A 3576-nucleotide genomic window follows, 5' to 3' on the forward strand; every position below is an offset into this window, starting at 1 on the left:
CACCTCCTCAACATCCGTTCCCCCCCCCACGACCAGTCGCTGGTCGGCCGGTCCGCCCAGACGTCCCCCGCCGGTGTGGACAAGGCGGTCGCGGCCGCCCGTACGGCCTTTGACAACGGCCCCTGGCCCGCCCTCGACCCGAAGGAACGCCAGAGCGCCGTGCGCCGGTTCAACGCGCTGCACGCCGCCCTCGCCGCCGAGATCGCCGCGCTCGTCACCGCCGAGAACGGCACCCCCCTCCTTTTTCACCACCTCCCTCCAGACGCAGATGGAGGAGCAGGCCAACGCCTTCCTGCGCGCCGCCGAGGCCCTGGCCTGGGAGGAGAAGATCGGCGTCGCTCATGGCCGCGGCCAGGGCCGTCCGTCGAGGTGCTCGATCCCCGCGTTGAAGCGCTTGAGATACGTGGCGAAGGCCGCGACCTCTTCCGGAGTCCAGTCGGCCACCACCTTCTCCAGCCCCCGGACGCTCTCCGCCCGGTGCGTGTCGAGGCGGCGCTCGCCCTCGGCGGTGACGCGGAACTTACGGGCGATACCGCCCTCCGGATCCGGAATGCGCTCGACCAGCCCGGCACGCAGCATCGCGGCGGTCTGCCGGTTGAGGGTGGAGGCGTCCAGACCGAAGGCGTCGCTCAACTGCCCGATGGACATGGGGCCTTCCATCAGGATCCGGCTGAGCACGATGTACGCGCTGCGGTCCAGCCGGCCGTCGCCCCCGCGCGACCGGGGCGTATTGAGATAGATGTGCCGCCCGAGCACCATCGTCTCGAACTCGATCAAGTGCGTGGGCTTGTCCATACCGCCGATCCTCTCAAGAGTTCAGGCTCCGAGAACACCGGCTTCCGTACGGGCCCGCCGCTCGACCGTGCCTGCCGCTCGGACATGCCCGCCGCTCGGCCCTGCCTGCCGCTCAGGCGTGCCCGCCGCTCGGCCGTGCCCGTTGATCGGCCCGGCCCGGCCCCGCCCGCCGCTCGGCCGCGCGGTCGCTCAGATCGCGGACCACCCGTTGTCGACGGGCAGGATCGCGCCGCTGATGTTGCTCGCCGCGTCGGAGGCCAGGAACACGATGGCGGCGGCCTGCTCCTCCGCCGCGGCCACCTTGCCGGCGAGGGCGACATACGGGCCGATGGTGCCCGGTCCGTGGGACCGGCCCTGGGCGTCGACCCGGATATTGGTCGCGGTGGCGCCGGGGGCGATGGCGTTGGCGCGGATTCCCTCCTTCCGGTACATCACGGCGAGGGACTTCGTCAGCCCCACCACACCGTGCTTGGACGCGGTGTACGCGGCGCCGGCCGCGCTGCCGCGCAGGCTCGCCTCGGACGCGGTGAAGACGATCGAGCCGCCGCCCGCGGCCAGCATGTGCGGCAGGGCGGCCCGGGTCAGCAGGAAAGGGGCCGTCAGATTGACCCGTATCACCCGCTCCCACTCGGCGTCGTCGGTCTCCGCGAGCGCCGACATCCGGTCCATGATCCCGGCGTTGTTCACCAGGACGTCCAGGCCGCCGAAGGCGTCCACCGCCGTCACGACGACCCGGTCCACCACCTCCTGGTCGCTGAGATCGCCGACGACCGCCTGTGCGGTGCCTCCCGCGGTCTCCGTCTCCCGTACGGTCCGCTCGACGGCCTCACGGTCGAGATCCGCGAGCGTGACCCGCGCGCCTTCCTCGGCGAACCGCAGGGCCGCGGCCCTGCCGATGCCCGAACCCGCTCCGGTGACGATGACGCTGCGCCCCTGAAGGCCGGTGCGAAGGCCGGTGCTGCTGCTCATGGATGGCTCCCTGCTTCCGTGACTGCTTGCGAGTTGCCCGACGGCTGCTTGAGTGGCCCGGCTGCTTGATGTGCGCGTTTACGTGCACACAGGCTGAGTTGATTGAGTCAATCAAGTAAGCGAGGCTCCTGGCAAGATTGCTTGAGTCAGGCAACTTCCTGCTAACGTGGGTGTATGTCCACACCGCTGCCGGCTGCCGCCCCCGTCTCGCCGGACACGGCCGGGATCGAGCGCGCCTTCACCCGTATCGCCTATCTCACCGGCCGGGTCAAGCAGCACGACCGTCTGATGGCCATGGCCGGAGTGCCGCTGGACCGGGCCGCCGTGGCGCTCCTGCGGCAGATCGTCGAGTCCGATCCGCTCCGCCCCGGCGAACTGGCGGCGCGGCTGGCCGTGGAGGCCTCGCACATCACCCGGCAGGTGCAGCACCTGGAGAAGGCCGGCTATGTGATCCGCGTACCGGACCCGGACGACCGCCGGGCGCAGCGCATCCAGCTCACCCCGTCCGGCCGGGCGACGGTCGAGCGTGTCCGCGAGGCGAGCTGCCGGGCGATGCAAGTGGCCCTGGCCGCCTGGTCACCGGAGGATCTGCGGCAGCTCGCCACCCTGTTCAACCGGATGGTCGACGACTTCATCACCCACGCCGACGCGGAGGGCCACGAACCCGCTCCCGGACCGGCCCCCCAACCGGCCACCGCGCCGGACCACGGCGGGGCGTCGCACCCCGCCTGAGTCCGGCGACCGGCACCGGCGGGCAGTGACCGAGCGGGCACACACGAATGGTCTTTCCATGCCTGGAAGCATCAACGGAAGCGTCAGCGGGATCCCTTCGCCGGTTCGCGGGGACGGGCAGCGCGTCCTGGTCGTCGTCGACGACCCCGGGACGACCGAACTGCTCGCGACGACCCTGGAACTGGCGGGCTATCAGGTCCGCACGGCGGGCACCATCCCCGAGGCGGTGGTGCGGTTCGCGGAGCACCCGTCCGATCTGGTGGTCATCGATACGACACTGGCCGAGTCGGACGGTTTCATCGGATACCCGCGCGTCGCCCCCGCCGACCGGCCGCCCGTGCTCTTCCTCACCGCCTGTGAATCCCTGGGCAGGCTCGTCCCCGAACTGGGCCTGGGCCTCGCCGACTATGTCACCCGGCCGCTCCGGATCGCCGAAGTCCTCGCCAGGGCGCAGGTGTTACTGCGCGCCCGCGGCCCGGAACGGCTGGAGCGGGCACCGCGGTACGGGGATCTCGTCCTGAACGACGTCACCTGCCGGGCCAGGCGCGGCGGGCGGGCGCTCGATCTGACCCCCGCGGAATACCGGCTGTTACGCCACCTGCTGGTCAACGCGGAACGGGTCCTGTCGAAGGAACAGATCTGCCGGCATGTCTGGGGCGAGAGCCGTGCCGACAACGCGATCGAGAAGCTCGTCTCCCGGCTCCGGCACAAGGTCGACCGGGACCAGGGGGAACCCGGGCTGATCCATACCCGCCGGGGCTTCGGCTACTGGCTCGGGCGCTGAGGCAGGCTCCGGCGCCGAGGCCGGCTCGGGCGTTCAGACTCGGGCGCCGAGACCGGCCGTACCGCCCATGCCGCCCATGCTGCCAGTGCCGGCCGTACCGCCCGCGCACGCGCGCTCCCCGTAACCCCGCGCCCGTAGCCCCACCTCCGTAACCCCACCCCCGGACATGTGACCTTCCTCATGTCAGCCTGCCGTCAGGCAACTGGCCGGGGGGTGTCAGGCCGTTCCGGTTGCATGAGCACAGCCTCTGTCCCGCTCCGCGACCGCTGAGAGGAACGCATGTCCACCCCCCACGC

The 3576-nt window shown here is 71.3% G+C and carries 5 protein-coding genes and 1 pseudogene; 3 read left to right on the plus strand and 3 right to left on the minus strand.

The genetic code is table 11. The annotated features are described in order from the left end of the window. Nucleotides 1-75 precede the first annotated feature (75 nt). Nucleotides 76-180: pseudogene (locus WH07_RS41570) on the plus strand (hypothetical protein); the annotation flags it as partial. A gap of 159 nt (nt 181-339) precedes the next feature. Here WH07_RS41570 and WH07_RS33125 read toward each other — a convergent pair. Both WH07_RS33125 and WH07_RS33130 read right to left on the minus strand, forming a co-directional pair. Next, a complete protein-coding gene (locus WH07_RS33125; RefSeq protein ID WP_046508376.1) occupies nt 340-795 on the minus strand; it encodes a MarR family winged helix-turn-helix transcriptional regulator in 456 nt (151 codons plus the stop codon). Nucleotides 796-984: 189 nt separating this feature from the next. Beyond that, on the minus strand, nt 985-1764 hold the full coding sequence (locus WH07_RS33130) for an SDR family NAD(P)-dependent oxidoreductase (RefSeq protein ID WP_046508378.1): 780 nt from the start codon (nt 1762-1764) through the stop codon (nt 985-987). 174 nt (nt 1765-1938) lie between these two features. On the opposite strand from WH07_RS33130, the gene WH07_RS33135 reads away from it, so the two are divergent. Together WH07_RS33135 and WH07_RS33140 are read left to right on the plus strand one after the other, a co-directional pair. Further along, the gene (locus tag WH07_RS33135; RefSeq protein ID WP_046508380.1) at nt 1939-2496 is read left to right on the plus strand and encodes a MarR family winged helix-turn-helix transcriptional regulator; all 558 of its coding nucleotides are present in this window, start codon (nt 1939-1941) and stop codon (nt 2494-2496) included. Nucleotides 2497-2554: 58 nt separating this feature from the next. Further along, nucleotides 2555-3280 (plus strand): response regulator transcription factor, encoded by a 726-nt coding sequence (locus tag WH07_RS33140; protein WP_198533940.1) that lies wholly within the window; start codon nt 2555-2557, stop codon nt 3278-3280. 33 nt (nt 3281-3313) lie between these two features. On the opposite strand, the gene WH07_RS41870 is transcribed toward WH07_RS33140, so the two are convergent. Then, the gene (locus tag WH07_RS41870) at nt 3314-3448 is read right to left on the minus strand and encodes a hypothetical protein (protein ID WP_269801409.1); all 135 of its coding nucleotides are present in this window, start codon (nt 3446-3448) and stop codon (nt 3314-3316) included. Between the last annotated feature and the right edge of the window lie 128 nt (nt 3449-3576).

Origin of the sequence: Streptomyces odonnellii (assembly GCF_000981895.1) — a bacterium.
In the GTDB taxonomy this organism is placed as follows: Bacteria; Actinomycetota; Actinomycetes; order Streptomycetales; family Streptomycetaceae; genus Streptomyces; species Streptomyces odonnellii.

Excerpts from the sequence above, each read along its gene's own strand:
- WH07_RS33125 (WP_046508376.1), bottom strand. The coding sequence starts at position 795 with ATGGACAAGCCCACGCACTTGATCGAGTTCGAGACGATGGTGCTCGGG.
- WH07_RS33130 (WP_046508378.1), bottom strand. The coding sequence starts at position 1,764 with ATGAGCAGCAGCACCGGCCTTCGCACCGGCCTTCAGGGGCGCAGCGTC.
- WH07_RS33135 (WP_046508380.1), top strand. The coding sequence starts at position 1,939 with ATGTCCACACCGCTGCCGGCTGCCGCCCCCGTCTCGCCGGACACGGCC.
- WH07_RS33140 (WP_198533940.1), top strand. The coding sequence starts at position 2,555 with ATGCCTGGAAGCATCAACGGAAGCGTCAGCGGGATCCCTTCGCCGGTT.
- WH07_RS41870 (WP_269801409.1), bottom strand. The coding sequence starts at position 3,448 with ATGTCCGGGGGTGGGGTTACGGAGGTGGGGCTACGGGCGCGGGGTTAC.